Below are 20939 nucleotides of genomic sequence, written 5' to 3' on the forward strand. Positions count from 1 at the left end.
AAAAGCGGTAATTTTAAATTCAAATTCATGCGCCATGAAACATATTTTGTTACCAACAGATTTCTCCAAAAACTCTATAAATGCCATTCAATACGCTTTAAAGTTGTTTGAAAATCAGGAATGTCAATTCTATATTTTAAACATACAGAAAGCATCTTCTTTTATTACAGATAATATGATGGCGGTAAATTCATCGACAACCATTTATAAAACCCTGATTGATGCCGCAAAAAAATCAATTTCTAATATTTTAACAACTATTAAAAAAACAAACGATAACAAAAAGCATCAGTTTCATTCTGTTGTGGATTATGATAATTTCATAGATTCTATAAACCAAGTAAGCGAGAAACAAAATATCGATTTAATAATTATGGGTACCAAAGGCGCTTCGGGACTAGAAAAAGTTCTTTTTGGAAGTAATACGGTACGGGTTATGCAACGTTGTGCAGTTCCTGTCCTAGCTATTCCAAATGGTTATACCTTTAAGCCCATAGATCGTTTGGCTTTTATAACCACAAATTCAAAAAAGTTTAAAACTGGAGAATTAGATATTTTAACTCAATTTGTTAACTACCACAATGCAGTGTTAAATGTGCTTCATGTATCCGATGAAAAAAATGTATTGGATAGCACCCAAGATAATTCAGTTTTTTTTAATAGTAATTTTAGCAATTTAAAACATGATTACATAAATACCACAAGTAGTAATCTGTTTAACGAGGTAAGTGACTGTATTAAAAAAAATAATATAGACGTTTTAGCAATAATCAATAAAAAACACTCCTTTTTACAACGTTTATTTACGACTCATACGGTGGAAAGGCTTGCGTTTAAAATTGACATTCCTCTTTTAGTACTGCAACATAAGGACTAAAAATAGCTTTATAAATAAAGGTTGTTTTTCAGTTTTAGGTATTCATGCTGTAACAAATTATGGTTTTCTTCGTCATATAAGTATCAATCAATAATCAATAATCATGAAAAAAGATAATCAACTTTTAGTCATCACACATTTAAGTCAATTAATAACCTTAGTAACCGGTTTTGGTAGTTTACTATTACCATTGGTACTATGGCTTACTCAAAAAGATAAAGTGTATCAAATGGATACTCATGGCAAAAACATACTAAACTTTCAATTAAGTTTAATAGTTTGGTGTATTATATGCGTACCGTTAATTTTATTATTCGGTTTAGGCCTTTTAGGCTTTGCTGTTTTAGGACTTATATCAATAATATTTCCTATTGTAAATGCCGTAAAAGCAAGTAAAGGTGAAGTAGCAACATACCCATTTACATTTACTTTTATCTCTTAATTTTATTAGTTAGTGAATTTAAACGAGGTAATTGAAACGCTCACTTTTTAGTGGGCATTTTTTAGTTATTATAACGGAAGATTAATAGTGATTCTATTAATTGTTTTGTGGATATGGTTAAAAGTAATAGGTCTTGTTTATGCTTCTCCTTTAGGAGTACTTGCAAAGGACTGAAGGTTTAGTGTCATTGCTTAGTTTTATAACTATGTTTCAATTTCAGCAGTTTAGTTATTTATTACATTATGGTTATAAGGATACCATAAAAAGGAGCTGATAAAGATTTTTTTATATTATTCATTTTTTAAAATAGTGTTTTAACTGCTTAACTTTATTTAAAGACGAAGAATTTGTAATTAATTAAGGTAACACTAATTTAATCAATTAAATTTTTCTAGAATCTAAATTTAGTGTTTTCGAACACATTATTTTATGTGCACGAGCACATTTTTGTTGTTTTTCCTTTTTTTATCTATTTACATTCTCTACATTTGTAGCGTATTACATATTTAACAAGGGTTTTTTCTGTGTACTTTTCTGTATGTAAGCGTTTTAAGTTTTTTATGAAAAATAAAGCAAATTAAATAAGTAATTAAAATGGATAAACCAACATTAGTAATATTAGCGGCGGGAATGGGAAGCCGATATGGAGGATTAAAACAGATTGATTCCTTTACACCTGAAGGAGACACTATTATAGATTTTTCATTACATGATGCCTTAAAGGCAGGTTTTGGAAAGTTTGTCTTTATCATTAGAAAGAGTTTTGAAAAAGAGTTTAAAGAAATTTTTAATAAAAAATTAAAGGGTAGGGCCGAAGTAGTTTATGTTTTTCAAGAATTAGATAGCGTACCTGAAAAATATATTAACCCTGACCGAACAAAACCATGGGGGACTGGTCATGCTCTTTTAATGGCTAAAGAAGTAATTAAAGAGAATTTTGCTATTATAAACGCAGACGATTTTTATGGAGCAGAAGCCTTTGAAACTATGGCTGAATCCTTGAAAGCGATGGATAAAAATTCATATAAATTTAGCATGATAGCGTATTTATTAGAAAACACAGTGTCTAATTATGGATTTGTTTCTAGAGGCGAATGCCAAGTAACGGACAAAGGTTACTTATTAAATGTTACTGAACGTACCCATATTGAGAAAATTGCCGATAAGTTATATCGAAAGGGGGAAAAAGGAGAAATGCTTCCTATAAATAAGGATACAGTTGTATCTATGAATTTCTGGGGGTTTACACCAAAATGTTTTGAATTTGGTGGAGAGTTATTTAAGGCATTTTTAGAAGCCAATAAGGAAAATTTAAAATCTGAATTTTATTTACCTTCAATAGTTAATGAAATTTTAAAATCTAATAAGGCTTGTGTAGAAGTATTAAAATCTAAAGCCAAATGGTTTGGAGTAACCTATAAAGAAGACAAAGAAATTGTTGAAAAAGCAATAGTAAATTTAAAGGAACAAGGTGTTTACCCTAAAAAATTATGGTAGAATGGAAGTAGAAAATTTAAAAGAAATATTCGATCAATTTCAGCATCTAAATGTTTATGAATCCTATAAAGAATTATCCTCGGGGCATATAAATGATACTTATTTAATTATTACTAAAACAAGGCCTTACTTTGTATTACAGCGTATTAATCATAGTGTCTTTAAAGATGTTGCGGGTTTAATTAATAATAAAGTAGCCATTAGCCAACACATAAAAAGTAAATTAAAAGAAAGTAAAAAACAAGTGTTAGATTTTGTAAAGTCTAATGATGATAATTCTTATTATAAAGATATCAAGGGTAATTATTGGAGTTTAATGTACTATATAGATAACAGTGTAACCTATGAAACTGTTAACGATATTGAAATAGCATATGAAGGCGGAAAGCTTTTTGGTGAGTTTTTAAATTTAACCAGTGATTTTGATACATCTCAATTAACAGAAGTTATTCCTAAGTTTCATAATATGTCGTTTAGGTATTCTCAATTCCAATCGGCATTACAATCGGCTGCTAAAGAGCGTCTTTTTAAGGCCACAGAGACCATAAATATGGTTACGGAATTAAAGGAGGAAATGCATATTCTTCAAAATTTAAAAGAATCTGGAGATATAAAATTGCGAGTTACACACAACGACACCAAAATATCTAATGCTTTATTTACTAAAGATAATAAAGGCCTTTGTGTAATAGACACAGATACAGTAATGCCTGGTATTGTACATTATGATTTTGGCGACGCCATTAGAACCATTTGTAACTCTGCCGCAGAAGATGAAGCAAATCTTGATTTGGTGAATTTTAATTTTGATTTTTATAAAGCTTATACTCGAGGTTTTCTAGAAGAAATACAAAGCTCATTAACTGATTTGGAAATTAAATATTTACCATTAGGAGCTAAAACTATGACCTATATTATGGCTTTGAGGTTTTTAACAGATTATCTAAATAACGATATTTATTATAAAATAAAATACGAAGATCACAATTTAGTTAGGGCTAAAAATCAATTGAAACTCATAGAGAGTTTTTCGGAAAAAATTAAAGAAATTCAACAAGAAATAATATAATTCTATATCATTCGTATGTCAAAATTACAGCAAGAACGGGTTAATAATAAAAGGTTAGTTCCCATTTTAATCATCGCAGGACTCTTTTTTATTTTTGGCTTTGTTACCTGGATTAATGGAGCATTAATTCCATTTATGAAAACCATTAATGAATTAACAGATGCGCAATCTTACTTGGTGGCTTCTGCATCATACATTTCATTTGTTGTTATGGCATTACCGGCATCGTATATTCTTTCTAAAATAGGCTACAGAAAAGGAATGTCTCTAGGTTTAATAATTATGGCTATAGGGGCTTTAGTATTTATTCCTGCGGCAGTAGCAAGAACATATTGGGTATTTCTTTCTGGTATTTTTATTCAAGGTATTGGAATGACTCTTCTTCAAACGGCTTCAAATCCATACATTACTATTTTAGGCCCTATAGAAAGTGGGGCAAAACGTATTGCTATAATGGGTATAGCAAATAAAATAGCAGGAGCATTAGGGTCGTTAATTTTTGGGGCCGTACTACTATCAGGCATCGATGATGTTAAAGAAAAGTTGGGAACGGCAACTTTAGAAGAAAAAGGAGAACTACTTGATACAATGGCAGCTAGTGTTTTTATGCCTTATATAATAATGGCTGTTGTGTTATTTATATTAGGAGGGATAATAAGAAAAGCGCCATTGCCACATGTTGAAGCAGCACAGGAAGAAGAAGAAGGGGAAACAGGAAAAAATGTTAAAACAAATATTTTTCAATTTCCAAATTTATGGCTAGGTGTTTTGGCTCTTTTTGTATATGTTGGCGCCGAGGTAATTGCTGGGGATACTATAATTTCTTATGGGATTTCCTTAGGATTTACAGGTGAAGAAGCTAAGTTTTTTACAACCTATACTTTATTAGCAATGGTGTTTACTTACGCTCTTGGGGTGTTTTTAATACCAAAATATCTCAAGCAAAAAAAAGCTCTTTTAGGAAGTGCCATTTTGGGAATAGTTTTTAGTATTTGTATATTAAACACAACAGGGTTTACTTCTATTTTGTTTGTAGCAGCTTTAGGTATATCGAACGCCCTGGTGTGGCCTGCAATTTGGCCTTTAACTCTCGATGGTTTAGGGAGGTTTACAAAAACAGCATCCGCATTACTTATTATGGCCGTATCTGGTGGAGCAATAATACCACCTCTTTATGGCAGAATCGTTGATGCTAATAAGCTCGCATTAATTGCTGAAGGCATGCCCTTAACAGATGCTTTGGCAAAAGCCGCAACAAGCAGTTATTGGATACTAATTCCATGTTATGGTATTATTTTTTTCTTTGCTATTTGGGGGCATAAAATTAAAAATTGGTCAAAAAATAAATAAAAAATTAAAAGCAATGTTAAAAAGCATTATTGATAAAGCTACAGGCTTCGAAAAGCGATTTGAAAATATAGGAACAGTAGTATTTGAAATTTCAACGGAAGCATCAAAAGCGGTGGCAAAGGAAATAGCAGACCTTATTCGGGTTAAGCAGTCTCAAAAACAACCTTGTGTTTTAGGTTTAGCTACAGGATCTTCTCCTAAAGGTCTTTATGCCGAATTGGTACGTTTACATAAAGAAGAAGGTTTAAGTTTTAAAAACGTAATATCGTTTAATTTGGATGAGTATTACCCTATGGAACCAGATTCTGTAAATAGCTATGTGCGTTTTATGAAAGAGCAATTATTTAATCATGTCGATATATTACCTGAAAATTATCATATTCCTGATGGATTATTATCGAAAGTAGAAATAGGAAACTATTGTGATGCTTATGAAGCTAAAATAGAAGCCTTGGGTGGTTTGGATTTACAAATTTTAGGTATTGGAGGAAATGGCCATATAGGTTTTAATGAAGCTGGTTCGTTACAAAATTCTAAAACCAGACTAGTAGCTTTAGATCACATCACCAGAGTTGCAGCTAGTGGCGATTTTGGAGGTTTGGAAAACACCCCTAGAACAGCTATAACGTTAGGTGTTAAAAAAATAATGGAAGTTAAAAGAATTATTCTTTTGGCTTGGGGAGAAGGTAAATCAAATATTATCAAAGCATCTGTTGAAGGCCAAGTAACTAGTCAGGTACCAGCTTCTTATTTACAAGAGCATAACAATGCAACTTTTGTATTAGATCAAGCAGCCGCATCTAAATTAACACGGATTAATACGCCTTGGTTGGTTGAGAAGATTGAATGGACAGACAAACTCGTTCGAAAAGCGGTTTTGAGTTTAGCTCTTTCGTTGAAGAAACCAATTTTAATGTTAACAGACGATGATTATATTGAAAATGGTATGAGCGATTTACTTGCGGATTCTGGACCTGCTTATGATATTAATATTAAAATATTTAATAAATTACAAAATACAATTACTGGTTGGCCAGGAGGTAAGCCAAATGCCGATGATAGCAAGCGACCAGAGCGATCAGAGCCATCAAAAAAACGTGTTCTCGTCTTTAGCCCACATCCAGATGATGATATTATTAGTATGGGAGGAACCATTAAAAGACTGCAAGAGCAAGGTCATGAGGTTCACGTAGGGTATCAAACATCTGGAAATATTGCAGTAGCCGATGATGAAGCATTACGCTTTGCTAATTTTGTTTGTGACTATAATGACAAATTTGGAATAGAAAATTCAGAACCTTTAAATATTTATAAAAAAGCTGCTACTTTTCTTAAAAATAAAAAATCTAGTGAAATTGATATAGCAGAGGTTCGTTTTATAAAAGGATTAATAAGAAAAGGAGAGGCACGAGCAACATGTCATTTTGTGGGTATTCCAGACCAACAAATTCACTTTATGGAATTGCCTTTCTATGAAACAGGCACTATAAAAAAGAACCCGATAGGAATTGCCGATATAAAGATTACTTCAGATTTAATAGAAAAAATAAAACCACATCAAATTTATGCAGCTGGCGATTTAGCCGATCCACACGGAACACATAAAGTGTGCTTAGATGCTGTTTTTCAAGCTGTAAAAGAGCTTAAGCCTAAGAAGTTTATGAAAGAATGTTGGGTTTGGTTATATCGTGGTGCTTGGCAAGAATGGGGAGTAGATGAAATAGAAATGGCTGTACCAATGGGACCAGATCAAGTATTGGAAAAGCGAAAAGGTATTTTTAAGCACCAGTCTCAAAAAGATGGTGTTGTTTTTCAAGGAACAGATAGCAGAGAGTTTTGGCAACGTGCAGAAGATAGAAATAAAGAAACAGCCAATTTATATGATCAATTGGGGTTATCTCATTATGCTGCAATGGAAGCTTTTGTAAGATGGCATTATTAAGTTTAATATTAAATCGAATTTATAAAAAGTCGAATTAAATATAAAAATTATCCAAAGCTAAACCATCATATTTCAGCCCAAAAAGAGTTTACATGTAATTTTTTTATAGTATTTAAACGAAGTTGGCGAACAGGATTACAAGTTAATTTATGTCTTAAGAACAAGTATTACAATTAAAAAGTGTTTCCCAGAATTGATGGTTTAGTAAATGGTAATAAAAAATGACTCAGTTTTAGTAATTAAAAATTAAAAATTTAAATGACTCTTATTAAATCGATATCAGGTATACGAGGAACTATTGGTGGTGAAGTAAATAATAATTTAACTCCTCTGGATGCTGTTAAGTTTGCTGCAGCTTATGGCATGTGGCTAAAAGAAAAAAGCTCTAAAACAAAATTAACGGTTGTGATTGGTAGAGATGCGAGGATTTCTGGTAGCATGATTGGTGATTTAGTAGCCAAAACTTTAATAGGTCTTGGTATTAATGTAAAAGATTTGGGATTGTCTACAACTCCAACCGTAGAAATAGCAGTTGTTTTAGAAAATGCCGATGGAGGTATAATTATAACAGCAAGCCATAACCCAAAACAGTGGAATGCTTTAAAACTTTTAAATAATAAAGGAGAGTTTATAAATGCAAGTGAGGGAACAAAAATTTTAAATATTGCAGAAAATGAGGATTTTATTTTTGCAGAAGTTGATGATTTAGGGACTCATAATAAAATTGAAGGTTATATAGAGAAACATATAAACGAGGTTTTAAAATTAGATATTATAGATATTAATGCTATACAAGAAGCAAAATTTAAAGTGGTTATAGATGCTGTCAACTCTACAGGCGGTATTGCATTACCATTGCTGTTAAATAAGTTAGGTGTGGAATGTATCGAACTTTATTGCGAACCAAACGGACATTTTCCTCATAATCCAGAACCATTAAAAGAACATTTAACAGAAATATCGAAACTTGTAGTTAATCAAAAAGCAGATTTAGGATTCGTGGTAGACCCTGATGTAGACAGACTCGCAATTGTTTGTGAAGATGGTTCTATGTTTGGAGAAGAATATACTTTAGTTGCCTGTGCCGATTATGTTTTAGGAAAACTAAATGGAGGTAATACGGTTTCAAATTTATCATCATCAAGAGCTTTAAAAGATATAACCTTAAAACATCGAGGGGTTTACTCATCAAGTGCAGTAGGTGAGGTTAATGTTGTTCATGAAATGAAGAAGTCTAACGCCATTATTGGGGGGGAAGGTAATGGAGGAATTATTTACCCTGGATCTCATTATGGAAGAGATTCTTTAGTTGGGGTTGTTTTATTTTTATCTCATTTAGCTCATAAAAACATATCTTGTAAGGCATTAAAAAACAATTACCCCAATTACTTTATGAGTAAACAAAAAATTGAATTAACACCTGATATTAACATAGATGCAGTTTTAAAAAAAATGGAAATTAAGTATCAAAATGAGAGTGTAAATACTGTTGATGGTGTGAAAATTGATTTTGAAAAGGAATGGGTTCATTTAAGAAAATCTAATACTGAACCTATTATTAGAATCTATACAGAGAGCTTTTCGTTAGATAATGCTAATTTATTGGCCGAAAAAATTATAGAAGAAGTTAAGACCTTAATTTAACCTGATAGTAATTTATAAGATGTTAATGCGCTATTTTAATTAATATAACGAAATATCCAAGTGTGAAAACAAAAGTATACAACGTAAACTATAACAAACATGAACATGTTAGCTTAACGGGAAAAGGAATAGATAAAGGATGGGAATATGCTAATGTTTTAAAGGATTTTATTTCACCTTGGGATGATAAAAAAACAAATAAAATAGAATTTAAATCACTTTGGGATTCAAATAATTTGTATTTTTTGTTTAAAGTTTTTGATGAAAATGTACATCTGAATACTAAGGATGATAGTATCGATAGTATAGGTAATTCAGATAGGGTAGAACTTTTTTTTAGGTCAAACCTAAATATGAATCCATATTATTGTCTAGAAATAGACCCGACGCCTAGGCTTATGGATTTTATGGCCTATCCTAAAAGAAAATTTGATTTTAATTGGAATTGGCCTTCTAAAGATATTGAGATTAAGTCAGATATTCAAAAAGATTATTTTACAGTAGAAGGAGCAATTAGTTTAGCTTCATTAAAAAAATTTAATTTATTAAACAATAATATAATAGAAGCAGGTATTTATGTTGCAAAATATAATAAATCTAAAAATGCAAGTTTTGAGCCTACATGGATTTCTTGGATAAATCCTCAATCAAAAGAACCTAATTTTCATATTGCTTCATCTTTTGGAATATTAAATCTTGTTGATTATTAGTGAATGTAAGATTCTACGTTTTCAGAATTTACAATATCAATTGGTAAAAGTTTTTGAGAAGGTATTTTTTTATTAAATAGGAAATGTTCAACTAAATAGGTTAGACTAATATAGGTTTGCATTTTTGCATTTTGATTAATAAGAAAATTAATAATATTATTTTTCATGTACATAATATTTTTTGGTAATAAATCGTAACCAATAATATTAAGATCTTTATAATCTATTTTCTTTAGGATTTCTACTACTTTATAAGATTTTGAAGTGGTTACAAATATCCCAGAAACATTTGATTGCGACTTTAAAATATCAGGAAGTGATTTATCTATTTCAGATTGAAAAACATTAAAAGTCAATAAATCATATTGGCTACTAGGTAATTCTTCAAAGTAATTTCGAAAGCCTTTTTCTTTTTGTTGCATATGTAATGCATTGTTTACAGCCTCATCAATATGCACAATTAGTATTTTTGACTTTTTGTTTGTTATCATGTCCATTAATTTGGCAGCTACTCTACCGCTTTGAAACAGGTCTTGTCCAACATGGCTTCCAATTTGATTTGAATCTATTTGATTGTTAAAAGTACTAACTATAACACCAGCCGAAGTGTACTTTTGGGTAACTTCTAAACTTTCTTTATAAAACATGGGAGATAAAAGAACAGCATCTGGAGCTGTTTGTAATATATCATTATTAATATCTATAAAAGATTGTGTACTACTTGGACTATAAAAGTAAGTTTGAATTGATATGCCAAACTTTTTAAATTCCTCTATAGCTTCGTTTATCCCAACAATGCAAGGTTCCCAAAAAATGTCTTCTTCCGGATTAGGTAGCACTACGCATATTTGATAAACTTTATTATTTTTTAAATTTCTAGCAATAGGATTTGGTTGAAAATCAATTTCTTTTAATATTTTATTGACCTTTTCTAAAGATTTTTGAGATACTTTACCTCTTTTGTGTAAAACTCTATCAACTGTTCCTTTAGAAACCCCTGCTAAGTTAGCAATGTCCTTTATTGTGTAAATTTTCATAAAGCAAAAATAATTAAAAGTTATTTATTATTACACTAAATTATGTTCTCGAGCACAAAAAAATAGTGTGTTCGAGAACATTTTTTGTTTTATTCCTTTTTTTATATAAAAAAAATAGATACATTAGCTTAAAATAAATTTAATATTCATTTGTTTTTGTTTTAAATACGCTTGTAGTGTTTTGGTTTTCAGCGTGTTGACTCAGTTTGGTTCTGCTTGTTATACATTTGGTTCTTTTCCTTAGTCTTTTAATCTTGTTTTTTAACTCTAGAAAAAAAATAAATCTACAAGATGAAAATTTAATTCAAATAGAAATTAGCAAAATGAGATAATTATATAAAATGAAGACAGAATATATCTTAAAAAACACAGCTCTTTTTAGGGGAAGAAGAAAAATAAAATTAGAAAATTAATTAAAACAACTCAATAGATTATGAAACAAATAGTGACAGTAGCGTATGCAAACTTAAATACGGAAAAATGTTTAAACATTTTCTGGTAAAATAAGTGACTTAATTTTATCTCTAATTAAAAAATGACAAGTAAAAATATGGAAAAACTTACAACAACACCCAATGTATTGAGGGGTAATATTAAGTTTGATTTAAAAATGAAACTATTAATGTTATTTCTATTAGTTTCAATAAGTCAAGTTAATGCAAACTCTTTTTCTTCAAGTGCAATAAAATATTTAAAAAATGCTAAACAACAAATTACCGTTACTGGTAATGTTACAGACGAAGCTGGTGTTCCTCTTCCTGGGGCATCAATCCAGGTAAAATCGACATCTATAGGTTCTTCTACAGATTTTGATGGAAATTTTACATTAAATATTCCTAGTAACTCAAAAACGTTGGTATTTTCATTTTTAGGTTTTGTAACTCAAGAAATAGCAATAAACGACCAATTGATTTTTAATGTAAAATTAATAGAAGATAATACTAGTCTTGATGAGGTTGTAGTAGTAGGATATGGAACACAACAAAAAAAGGATATAGTTGGTGCTATTTCTACTGTGAAAACAGAAGACTTAGTGTTGTCGTCTTCAACCTCAGTAGGTGATGTGCTTAGAGGTAAAGCAGCAGGTTTACAGATTACACAAAATAGTGCACAACCTGGTGGTGGATTAGATATTCAAATTAGGGGAGCAGGATCTATTAATGCTTCAAATAACCCTTTAATTGTTGTAGATGGATTTCCAATTTCAGACTTCCAACAACCAGAAACTGGAAACAGATATGATGGAGGTACACAAAGTATTTTAAATTCGTTTAACCCTAATGATATAGAAAATATTTCTATTTTAAAGGATGCTAGTGCTACGTCAATATATGGTGCTAGAGCCGCAAATGGGGTTATTTTAATAACAACTAAAAAAGGTAAAGCTGGAAGAATTCAAGTTGATTATAATTCATCATTCTCTTATCAACCATATAATAATAGTTTTGATGTTTTAAGTTTACCTGAATGGATGGAATTACGAAATGATGCGGCTTATGAAAATTGGGCTTTTAACAATAAAATATATCCATATAGTGATAGAACTCTAGAAGAAGCAATTGCTAACCCTGTTAATGGCGTTGCTTTTACAAGGTTTTATTCTGATGATGAAATTAATAATGCTGGTCAAGGTACAAACTGGGTAGACTTAGTAACTAGAGACGGAAGTACGCAACAGCACAATTTGTCCTTAAGAGGAGGGACTAATACTACTAAGTATTTCTTGTCCGGAAATCTATACGAACAAAAAGGTGTTCTACAAAACTCTGCATTCAATAGGGCGTCGTTAAGGTTTAATTTAGATCAAAAAATTAATGATTTTATTAATGTTGGTATGAATTTTACCATGAGTAGAATAAAAAACGACAATACCCAATTAGGAGATGGACTATATGAAAATTCAGGATTAATTTATTCTGCATTAAAGTACGGGCCGCATATTGGGGCGATAGATGAGTTTGGTAATTACCCTATTAACCCACAAAATGCTCAGGAACCTAATCCATACTCTCTGCTTACCATATCAGACGAAGGAGTTATTGATAGGACGCTTACAAATTTTTTCATCGAATTTAAGCCATTACCTGGATTAACAGCTAGAGCTCAAGTAGGTTTAGATCAAGGGGATACAAGTAGAAATACTTATTTGCCAAGAACCACATTGTGGGGAGCTTTGGAAAACGGAAAAGCATCAATTGCAAACGAGAAAAAAAACGATCAACTTTTTGATTTAACCTTAAATTATTCTAAACTAATTGATAAGCATAATTTTAATTTTTTAGTGGGATATTCTAGACAAAAATATAGGTCTGAAAGTTCGTCATTAGGAAATAGTGATTTCTTAACCGATTCTTTTTTATGGAACAACATTAATGCGGGTGCGGGTACTAAAGTATTGGCTTCATCAAAAAATGAAGATAACCTGGTTTCGTATTTTGGTAGATTAAATTATGTGTATGATAAGAAGTATATTTTAACATCTACACTGCGTAGAGATGGATCTAGTGTTTTTTCAGAAAATAATAAGTTTGCCATTTTTCCATCTTTAGCTCTGGGTTGGGATTTGTCTCAAGAATCATTTATGGAAAATTCATCTAATGTATCTCAATTAAAATTAAGAGTGGGGTATGGTGAAACAGGAAATGCAGATATAGGTTCTAATGCATTTGCTGCATATTACGCACAACCTGCATATTTGGATGCTGATGAATCTATTTTAGTAGGTGTCTTTCCTTCTAGGTTAGAAAATCCTAATTTAAAATGGGAAACTACCAAGGAAATAAATATAGGTCTTGATTTTGAATTGCTTAATCGAAAATTATCGGGTTCTATTGAAGTTTACAATAAAGAAATCTCGGACTTACTTCAGCTTAAAGATATAAATTCTTATAACGAAATAAATAGTGTTTGGGCAAATGTAGGTAGTACCCAAAGTAAGGGAATAGAACTTAGTTTAAATTCAATTAATATAGAAAATGAAAATTTTAAATGGAATAGTACTTTTGTTTTTTCTAAATATAAGGATCGATGGAAAGAGCGTTCTGAGGATTGGAAGCCATCTGTTTATGAAAGTGTAGACGACCCTATTCGAGCTCAATTTTCATATATTTCTGATGGTATAATGCAAGTCGGAGATGTAGTTTCTGCTCAACCTGATTTAGTTCCCGGTCAAATAAAAATTAAAGATGTAAATGGATTTCAACGTGATAATTCTGGAAATCCAATTGTTGATGAAGATGGCGTTTTTATTAGAACAGGAGAGTCTGATGGAATTATTGACGCTGCCGATACTGTGTTAATAGGTTCATCAGATCCGGATTTTATTGCTGGTTTTAGTAATTCATTTAAATACAAGAATTTAAGCTTAAATATCCATTTTAACGGAATGTTTGGGAGGCAAATGGTAGATCCAACCGATTATGCCTTAGGACTAAGTGCTGAAGCTGTTGCTACAAATGGACAAAATGTATTAAGTAATGTATTTGACAGATGGACACCAGAAAACCCTTCTAATACAAGACCTTCATCTTATTATGGGTATTCGCAATATGGTCCTGGTGATTTCTTTTATCAAGATGCATGGTTTATAAGGTTACAAAATGTATCACTAGCTTATAAATTAGAATCAAAATGGATTAATAAATTAATAAAATCTGCAACCCTACGATTAGATGGACAAAATTTATTTGTAATTACACCGTATAAAGGTGTTGATCCTGAAACCGATTCGTATCAAGCAGCATATCCAAGTGTTAAAACATACACAATAGGCTTAGATTTAAAATTTTAAAAAAAATACTTATGAAAAATTTAAAAATTTATTTAATGGGACTCATCTCAATGGTGTCTGTTGCGTGCAGCTCAGAATTAGAATCTATAAATTACGATGAAATTAACCCTACCATTTTTCCTGCATCAGAGGCAGATGTAGAAGCATTGGTTGTTTCCGCATATTATCCTTTAAGAGGTTCTTGGAGTAACGGGATACATTCCACATCAGAAAATGGATTAATGTTTTTATTAGACGCTACCACTGAAATACTTCAAGGGGCTTATGGTATTCAACAAGAAGCTACTTTACATAGTTATAATTCAGCATCTACTAGTTTTACTAGATATTATGATGTTTTTTATAACCAAATTAGCTCCATGACTCTTAATATTGATAGGATAGAAAACTCAAGTGTTAATGATAATTTAAAAGAACAAGGAGTTGCGGAAATAAAATGTGCTAGAGGTTTTTTGGCATATGAGTTATTTGATGTTTATGGTCCTTTGGTTATAGCTCCTTTAGATGTTTTAAAAAATCCGCTAATAGAAACGCCATTGGCAAGGTTAGATTATAATGATATGGTGTCTTTTATTGAAAATAATTTGTTAGAAGCCATTGAAGGCTTACCGTTACCTGAAGATGCAGAATATGGAAGGTTTAGTCAAGGCATGGCAAGAATGTTATTAATTAGATTGTATTTACATGAAAAAAGATGGGAGGATGTAGAAGAGCAAGCAAATGCGATTATGGCAATGAATTATTATGAGTTAGATGACGATTATGTTGGTTTATGGGATACGCAAGCACCTGTAGATAGTAAAGAAGTTATTTTTGCAGTTCCAGCCGATTATGCAGGAACTAGCGAAAACCAATGGCAGCTTATGGTATTACCAAGTAATTACCCTAATCGTGGAGGTTATGGAACTATACAAAGCTCTTGGGATTTTTATGAGTCTTTTGAACCGGATGATATACGTAAAACAAATTTAATTGCAGAATATACCGGTACCGATGGTGTTACGTACAATAAGTCAAACCCTGGGGCTTATATGCAATTGGGACCATTACCATTAAAAATTTCTGAAGATGCCGCTCGAAACACAGGGCTTACCACAGTAGATATTATTATTTACAGGTATGCCGATGTTTTACTGTCTAAGGCAGAAGCATTAGCTAATAAAGCTAATGTACCTTCTCAAGAAGCTATAGATTTGGTAAACATAGTTAGAAACAGGGCTGGATTAAATGATATCTTATTATCGAATTATTCGGATATAGATACCTTTAATACTATGATTTTATTAGAAAGATCCCATGAATATTGGTGTGAAAATGGTCAATATCGAGCAGATTTAATTCGCCATGATAAATTTACAGAATACGCAAATTCATTAAATGGAGTTTCAAGCCAAAGCGAAACTTATAAAGCATTATTTCCTTTTTCTTTAGAGCGAATAAGTGAAGGTAAAGGTCTGTTTTTGCAAAACACAGGTTATAATTAATTTTAAAAACAAGTTAGGTGTTTTAATAAATTAAACAAACATTTTATGAAGAGTAAAATAATAAAACAATAAAAAAAGAAATGGACTCTAGAAGGAATTTTATAAAAAAAACAGCATTGTTTGGGGCAGGTATTTCAATTCTTCCAAATTTAACTTTTGGAATGGCTAGTTCTGAAGAAAAACTAAAAATAGGGATGATAGGTGTTGGCTTACGCGGAACAAATCACCTAGATAATCTTTTGTTAAGAAATGATGTTGTAATTACCGCAATATGCGATATAGACGTAGCTCGAACCAATTTAGTGGTTGATAAAATAATAAGTAAAGGGGGGAAGAAACCACTTGTTTTTGGTAAGAACGAATACGATTATAAAAATCTGCTAGAATTGGATAATGTAGATGCCGTAATTATTTCCACCCCATGGCTATGGCATACTCGTATGGCTAAAGATACTATGAGAGCAGGGAAATATACAGGCCTAGAAGTATCTGCCGCTAACACCATGGAAGAGTGTTGGGATTTGGTTAATACCCATGAAGAAACAGGAACACATTTAATGATATTAGAAAATGTGAATTACCGTAGAGATGTTATGGCGGTATTAAACATGGTAAAGCAAAATGTATTTGGAGAATTAATACATTTTAGATGTGGCTATCAACATGATCTTCGTGCAGTTAAGTTTAACAATGGAAAACAGCCTTATGGAGGTGGTGTAGAGTTTGGCGAAAAAGCAATTTCAGAGGCAAAATGGCGAACGCAACATTCCGTATTGCGCAATGGAGATATTTACCCAACTCACGGGGTAGGCCCTATAGCTGCAATGTGCGATATTAATAGAGGAAACCGTTTTATGTCGTTAACATCACATGCTTCTAAGGGTGTTGGTTTACATAATTATATTGTAAAAAATGGGGGTGAACAACACCCAAACTCTAAAGTTAAGTTTAAGTTGGGGGATGTGGTTACTTCTACTATAGAAACTGCTAATGGAGAAACAATTATAGTAACTCATGATACCAATTTACCTAGACCATATTCGTTAGGTTTTCGGGTGCAAGGAGCAAATGGCTTATGGGAAGTTGATGGAAATCGCATACATATTGATGGCCAAACAAAGGCTCATCAATGGGATGAGGCAAATAAATGGTTAAAGAAGTACGACCATCCATTATGGCAAAAATTTGGCGATCATGCCGAGGGAGCAGGCCATGGAGGTATGGATTTTTTCGTTATCAATGCATTTGTAGAATCGGCCAAATTAAAAATAGCACCGCCTATGGATGCATACGATGCAGCAGCTTGGAGTGCTGTAACACCTCTTTCAGAGGCTTCAATTGAAAACAATGGAGAACCTCAAGATTTTCCAGATTTTACCAGAGGGAATTGGGTGAAAAGAGAACCTTATTCATGGATAAAAAACACATATTAAAACTTACAAAAAAGCATTATGAAAATTAAAATTTTAATTCCCATTATATTCTTTTCAGTTATAACATGCCTATGTTGTTCGTCTTCAGGTAATGATGAAGAAGAGGAAGAAGTAATAGATAATTCAACAACAAATATTACTTATAGCGAATCTTCAAGTGTTATTTCTAATCCTGAACGGGGTTTTATGCATTCCTGGAGTGTTGAATCAGAGGGGGATGCATTAAATTTGGTGACACTTCAAAGCTTAAAAAATGAAAATGTATCTATCATATTACGTTTGTATAATTTGTCTTCTTTCAAAAATTCAGATTTAAGCGAAGCACAATTAACATTGATAGAAACTGATTTTGATAGGTTAAGAACTGCCGGTATAAAATGTGTTTTAAGATTTGCATATAATGAAAATCAAAATGAAACAGACGCACCTTTAAATATAATTGAAAGGCATTTAGATCAGCTTAAACCCATTTTTACAAATAATGCCGATATTATTTCGTTCGTACAAGCTGGTTTTATTGGATCGTGGGGTGAGTGGTATTACACTACCAATAACTTAACAACGTTAGAAAATAAACAAGCTGTTGTTAATAAATTGCTAGAGGTTCTGCCTAAAGAAATTAAAATTCAACTTAGAACACCTCTATATAAGCAGCAAGTATTCAGTTCCTCAACATCAATGGATGCTAGTGTAGGTTATGGTACTACAAATATAGCGAGAGTTGGTTTTCATAATGATTGTTTTTTGGCAAGCTCTAATGATTATGGTACATATCAAGATGTTGATGCCGAAAAAAGTTATATAAGTGAAGAAGCATTGTATGTTCCAACAGGAGGAGAAACATGCCCTCCAACCGATATACCAACAGCAAGTTGTTTAACGGCAGAAAATGAGATGTCTTTTTTAAAATGGACTTATTTAAATCTTGATTATTATGGTCCAGTATTAAATGTTTGGAGAAATAATAGTTGCTTTTTAGATTTTCAAAGAAAACTAGGTTACCGAATTATATTGAAATCGGCAAGTTTAAGTAAGGAGGCATCAATTAGTGGTAATTTTGAATTAAATACTAGTCTTGAAAATGTAGGATTTGCTCCAGTATATAATTATAAAAATACCTTTTTAGTTTTTAAATCAGAAACCGATGGCACCATTTATAAAAAGGCATTAGATTTTGATATTAGGAAGGTTAAACCAGAGGCAAGTTATCAATTAACAGAATTAGTAAGCCTTTCAGGAATTCCTGCTGGAAATTATGAGTTATTCTTAAAAATTGAAGATCAATTCCAAACTTTAGCAGATCGTCCAGAATATTCTATACAATTATCAAATTCAAATACTTGGGACGCCACTAATGGTATGAATAAATTATTACACACATTAATAATAAATTAAAATTAAAATTTAATCTTTAAAATAATTAATCATGAAAAAAATAAATTTATTATTTTATATAATTATTGTTTTTCAACTTACTTCTTGTGGAACAGATGATAGTGAGGTGAATTCTGATGGAGGTATTGTAGCCGACTTTTCATTTAAAAACGATAACGACTTATTTACATTTACCAACCTGTCTGAAGGAGCTACATCTTATAGGTGGGATTTTGGAGATTTAAGCTTTTATTGCGAAAAGGAGAATCCAACCTATAGATATACTAAGGTGGGGGGCGAGATAGAGGTTACGTTAACTGCTATGAACGATGAAGGACAAGAGTCTTATGTAACTAAAACCATTACAGCCCCAATTGTTTTAAATGTTGAAATAGATATAAATGGAGGTTTTGAGGATTGGGATGAGGTGCCTGTTTTATATGAAGAAGCTGACGGTGTTTCTGTAAAAAAAATAAAAATTTGGGGTAAAGGCGATAATGTAAATGTCTACCTAGAAGGTAACACAGCCATGAAAATGGAGTTAGTAGATATATTTATAAATTCTGATGGTAATTCATCTACAGGGTTTTTAAGCTGGCAATGGCCAAATGGTTCTGGTGCAGATTATTTATTTGAAGGTCCTTTATTAAGTAATTCTTGGGGAGGTTTTTACCAGCATACAGATCCTGCAGGTGGCTGGGGTTGGGCATATTTAGCAGGTTCTGGAGTAAACATAGAATCCTCAGGAATTGTTAACCTAGATGCTACAACAAATGCTATAGAATTCAGAATTCCTAAAACACAATTTGGTTCGTTAGGCAGCTCTATTGCATTTGCCTTTTCTGAAATGACCAGTGGGTGGGCAGCTGTAGGTAGTTTTCCAAAAGTAACAGCAACAAGTCAGTTTGTTGTTTATGAACTTCCGTCGGAGACTACTAGTGTTTGCGAGTAAACCTAAATGTTTAATAGTTTTATTAATCGATTTCTATAAATGTAATTATTTTTTATTCACTAAAAACTTTCTAGAAAAGGAATTAACTTTTTAAATTATGAAAAATAAGGTTTCTAATAATAGGCTGTTGTCTATTGATGTGTTAAGAGGTTTTGATATGCTAATGATTATTTTTGCAGATCGATTTTTTTACCATTTAAATATTGCAGCTCAAACTGAAACTACAGGCTTTTTTGCAACACAATTTGAGCATCCAAAATGGTTTGGTTTTCACTTTTACGATATTATAATGCCTCTATTTCTCTTTTTAGTTGGAGTTGTGATACCGTTTTCTATGGAAAGACGTGTTGCTGAAATTGATAACAAGGCAAAACTTTATCCACATATAATAAAAAGATTTGTAATTCTATTTTTCTTAGGTTGGGTTGTTCAAGGAAATCTTTTAGCTCTAGATATTACTAAATTTCAAATATTTAGTAATACGTTACAAGCTATTGCTGTTGGTTATTTGTTTTCGTGCGTAGCATTTATTCATTTAAATAAAAAATTAAGATATATTCTTTTTGTAGTATGTCTTATAGTATTTGCTTTATTATTAGAATTTGCTCCAGTGCCAGGAATTGGTAGGAGTAAATTACTGCCTAATAAAAATATAGCGTTGTATATAGACCATTACATTTTTGGTCGTTTTGATGATGGTTATCAATATACTTGGTTATTATCTGGTTTAGGTTTTATATCAACAACATTATCAGGAGTATTTGCAGGGGAAATGCTTCGATTAAAAATACCTCGAGAAAAAATAGCACTTAAATTAGTTAAGTTAGGCTTTCTTTTATTGATTGTGGGGTTAATATTGCATGTAGGTCATCCAAGTGTTAAGAAAATATGGAATAGTACTTTTGTGCTTATATCATCTGGAATTTGTACACTTATGCTAGTGCTATTTTATTGGCTAATTGATGTGAAAGGTTTCATCAATTGGGGGTTCTTATTTAAAGTTATAGGTGTAAACGCTATAACAGCTTATGTACTTTCTCATGTTTTTAATTTCCCCGAAATATCTAAATATCTTCTATTTGGTTTTGAGCCATTTATAGGAAACTACTATAATGTTCTTGCTACAATTTTAGGGTTTGGTATTTTGTATTTGTTATTATGGTACATGAATAAAAATAAAACTTATATAAAAATTTAATATGAGTTAATAAAACTAAAATTAGTATTGCTGGAAATCCAAATTGCTGTAAGCTAGGGTGTTCGTTTTTTTTACCGTATTCCACTAAAATAAAAGGTTAGTACTTTGCTAGATGTAAGGTTCTAATTTTTAAAAACTTA

General features: G+C 31.4%; 15 protein-coding genes. 14 read left to right on the forward strand and 1 reads right to left on the reverse strand.

Annotated elements, in window-relative coordinates; translation table 11 throughout:
• Positions 1 to 34: 34 nt before the first annotated feature.
• From ABJM36_RS12645 to ABJM36_RS12680, 8 genes are all read left to right on the forward strand, one after another.
• Positions 35 to 877 carry a universal stress protein gene (locus ABJM36_RS12645; protein ID WP_348451859.1) on the forward strand — a complete coding sequence of 281 codons (843 nt, stop codon included), beginning with the start codon at positions 35 to 37 and terminating at the stop codon, positions 875 to 877.
• Positions 878 to 980: 103 nt separating this feature from the next.
• The gene (locus tag ABJM36_RS12650; RefSeq protein WP_348451860.1) at positions 981 to 1319 is read left to right on the forward strand and encodes a DUF4870 domain-containing protein; all 339 of its coding nucleotides are present in this window, start codon (positions 981 to 983) and stop codon (positions 1317 to 1319) included.
• 594 nt (positions 1320 to 1913) lie between these two features.
• On the forward strand, positions 1914 to 2816 hold the full coding sequence (locus ABJM36_RS12655) for a sugar phosphate nucleotidyltransferase (RefSeq protein WP_348451861.1): 903 nt from the start codon (positions 1914 to 1916) through the stop codon (positions 2814 to 2816).
• Between the two features lies 1 nt (position 2817).
• Positions 2818 to 3885, forward strand: coding sequence for an aminoglycoside phosphotransferase family protein (locus tag ABJM36_RS12660; RefSeq protein ID WP_348451862.1), 1068 nt, complete (start codon positions 2818 to 2820; stop codon positions 3883 to 3885).
• 15 nt (positions 3886 to 3900) lie between these two features.
• Complete coding sequence (locus ABJM36_RS12665) at positions 3901 to 5235, forward strand: sugar MFS transporter (protein WP_348451863.1); 1335 nt, start codon at positions 3901 to 3903, stop codon at positions 5233 to 5235.
• A gap of 13 nt (positions 5236 to 5248) precedes the next feature.
• The gene (gene nagB, locus ABJM36_RS12670) at positions 5249 to 7177 is read left to right on the forward strand and encodes a glucosamine-6-phosphate deaminase (RefSeq protein WP_348451864.1); all 1929 of its coding nucleotides are present in this window, start codon (positions 5249 to 5251) and stop codon (positions 7175 to 7177) included.
• Between the two features lie 258 nt (positions 7178 to 7435).
• Positions 7436 to 8821 carry a phosphoglucosamine mutase gene (gene glmM / locus ABJM36_RS12675; RefSeq protein ID WP_348451865.1) on the forward strand — a complete coding sequence of 462 codons (1386 nt, stop codon included), beginning with the start codon at positions 7436 to 7438 and terminating at the stop codon, positions 8819 to 8821.
• A 62-nt stretch (positions 8822 to 8883) separates the two neighbouring features.
• Positions 8884 to 9531 carry a sugar-binding protein gene (locus tag ABJM36_RS12680; protein WP_348451866.1) on the forward strand — a complete coding sequence of 216 codons (648 nt, stop codon included), beginning with the start codon at positions 8884 to 8886 and terminating at the stop codon, positions 9529 to 9531.
• Here ABJM36_RS12680 and ABJM36_RS12685 read toward each other — a convergent pair.
• Positions 9528 to 10568: a substrate-binding domain-containing protein gene (locus ABJM36_RS12685; protein WP_348451867.1), complete on the reverse strand. Its 1041-nt coding sequence runs from the start codon at positions 10566 to 10568 to the stop codon at positions 9528 to 9530. The genes ABJM36_RS12680 and ABJM36_RS12685 overlap by 4 nt on opposite strands.
• Positions 10569 to 11103: 535 nt before the next feature.
• Here ABJM36_RS12685 and ABJM36_RS12690 point away from each other — a divergent pair.
• From ABJM36_RS12690 to ABJM36_RS12715, 6 genes are all read left to right on the forward strand, one after another.
• Positions 11104 to 14358 carry a TonB-dependent receptor gene (locus tag ABJM36_RS12690; protein WP_348451868.1) on the forward strand — a complete coding sequence of 1085 codons (3255 nt, stop codon included), beginning with the start codon at positions 11104 to 11106 and terminating at the stop codon, positions 14356 to 14358.
• 11 nt (positions 14359 to 14369) lie between these two features.
• Positions 14370 to 15842 carry a RagB/SusD family nutrient uptake outer membrane protein gene (locus tag ABJM36_RS12695; protein ID WP_348451869.1) on the forward strand — a complete coding sequence of 491 codons (1473 nt, stop codon included), beginning with the start codon at positions 14370 to 14372 and terminating at the stop codon, positions 15840 to 15842.
• An 80-nt stretch (positions 15843 to 15922) separates the two neighbouring features.
• Entirely contained in the window at positions 15923 to 17275 is a 1353-nt protein-coding gene (locus ABJM36_RS12700) for a Gfo/Idh/MocA family oxidoreductase (RefSeq protein ID WP_348451870.1), read from the forward strand.
• An 18-nt stretch (positions 17276 to 17293) separates the two neighbouring features.
• Positions 17294 to 18670 carry a DUF4832 domain-containing protein gene (locus tag ABJM36_RS12705; protein ID WP_348451871.1) on the forward strand — a complete coding sequence of 459 codons (1377 nt, stop codon included), beginning with the start codon at positions 17294 to 17296 and terminating at the stop codon, positions 18668 to 18670.
• 31 nt (positions 18671 to 18701) lie between these two features.
• A complete protein-coding gene (locus ABJM36_RS12710) occupies positions 18702 to 19601 on the forward strand; it encodes a PKD domain-containing protein (protein ID WP_348451872.1) in 900 nt (299 codons plus the stop codon).
• A 97-nt stretch (positions 19602 to 19698) separates the two neighbouring features.
• Positions 19699 to 20799, forward strand: coding sequence for a DUF5009 domain-containing protein (locus ABJM36_RS12715; RefSeq protein WP_348451873.1), 1101 nt, complete (start codon positions 19699 to 19701; stop codon positions 20797 to 20799).
• Positions 20800 to 20939 lie beyond the last annotated feature (140 nt).

The organism is Algibacter sp., assembly GCF_039977455.1.
GTDB lineage: Bacteria > Bacteroidota > Bacteroidia > Flavobacteriales > Flavobacteriaceae > Algibacter_B.